At 66.7% G+C, this 1,687-nt stretch carries 1 protein-coding gene and 1 pseudogene; both read right to left on the bottom strand.

Annotated features, from left to right (window positions below; translation table 11 throughout):
* Positions 1–1,165, bottom strand: a 1,165-nt coding sequence (locus tag BST28_RS23930; protein ID WP_207570199.1) for a beta-ketoacyl reductase, incomplete at its 3' end; no start/stop codon positions are given.
* A 114-nt stretch (positions 1,166–1,279) separates the two neighbouring features.
* A pseudogene (locus BST28_RS25335) lies at positions 1,280–1,606 on the bottom strand (SpnB-like Rossmann fold domain-containing protein); the annotation flags it as partial.
* Positions 1,607–1,687: the final 81 nt, after the last annotated feature.

The following is a 1,687-nucleotide window of genomic DNA, read 5'->3' as shown; positions in this document are numbered from 1 at the left end:
GCTCCGGAGAACCCACCCCACCCGGATACCGACACCCCATCCCCACAATCGCAATCGGCTCATCCACACCGACAACGCCCCCACGAGCCGCCGCCGGCGCGACCGCCTCCTCCACGACAGCGCCTTCAGCCTCCCGCCGCACAAACGCCGCCACCGCCGCCGGAGTGGGATGGTCGAAAATCAACGTCGCCGGCAACCGCAACCCCGTCACCTGAGCCAACCGGTTACGGAACTCCACCGCCGCCAACGAGTCGAAACCCGCCTCCTTAAACGCCCGACCCACATCCACCGCCGCCGACGACTCATACCCGAGCACCGCCGCGGCTTCCCTACCCACCAAATCCAGTACGAAGCCATCACGATCGGACTCCGCCATCTCGAACAACCGACGCGAAAGGGCACCGCTATCCGCGCGCCGACGAGCCGGTACTCGCACCAACCCGCTGAATAAGGCCGGCAGAAGGCCGGCCCGCGCGAGGGTCGACAGTCGGCTGAAGTCCAAAGCGACGAGGACGAGCTGGGCGGCGTCGACCCCGCTGACGGCATCAAACAAAGCCAGCGCACGCGTACCGTCGAGCGGCTGCATGCCCAAACGCTCCATCCGCGCGCGATCGGCGTCTTGAAGTGCTGCTGCCATCCCGACCGACCACGGCCCCCATGCCAACGCGCGACCTGGTCGGCCCTGAGCACGCCGCCGCTGGGCCAGGGCGTCGAGGAATGCATTGGCTGCGGCGTAATTGCCTTGCCCCGCCGACCCGAACGTAGCCGCCACCGACGAGAACAGCACAAGTTCAACGTCACCAGCGAGCTCATCGAGGTGCACGGCCGCATCGACCTTGGCGCGCAGCACCTCCTCGAGCTGTTCAGCGGTCAACGACGCGATCGTTGCATCGGAAAGTGTGCCGGCCGCATGGACAACGGCCCGCAGCGGATACTGCTCAGGAATGGTCTCCAGCACACCAGCGAGCGCATCGCGATCAGCAGCGTCACACGCCGCGAAGGTCACTGAGCAGCCGTAGTCAGCCAGCTCAGCGGCCAGCTCTTGGCTGCCCTCTGCCGCGGCGCCGCGACGACTCAACAGCACCAGATGACGAACGCCATGCTCACGGGCAAGGTGAGCTGCCACGAGGCCACCAGCAGCACCGGTACCGCCGGTGATCAGCACCGTGCCCTCTGGTTCCAGTGGCGAAGGAGCCGGCCCCCGACTCACCACTCGACCAAGTCGAGGTGCCAGTAAGCCCCCCCTACGCAACGCCAGCTCCGACTCACCACAACTCAGCAAGTCCGCCCACGGCAAATCCGTGACGTTGCCATCAATCTCGGTATCGACGTCGACAAGGAGAAAGCGCTCAGGATGTTCTGCCTGAGCAGACCGCACAAGGCCACGCGCCGCGGCGGCACCCGGGTCAGGCACCTCACCGGCTGTCGCGGCAATCGCCCCATGGGTGACCAACGCCAGACGCGCACCCGCCAAGCGCTCCTCACCCAACCACGCCTGCAACAGCTCCAGAGTCCCCCGCACACCGGAATGCACCGCCTCAACACCACCACCAGCACCACCAGGCAACCGGGCAACGACGACATCAGGAACACGTCCGTCTTCCACGGCAACCGCCAACGCCGCGACATCAGCAGACTGCGCACCAGCAAGCCCCACCACCACCGGCTCATCCACCCCACCCCGCGC

The organism is Mycolicibacter kumamotonensis (genome assembly GCF_002086285.1).
Taxonomy (GTDB): domain Bacteria; phylum Actinomycetota; class Actinomycetes; order Mycobacteriales; family Mycobacteriaceae; genus Mycobacterium; species Mycobacterium kumamotonense.
The sequence above is the reverse complement of the archived record's forward strand: the minus strand, read 5'-3'. Positions and strand labels throughout refer to the sequence as shown.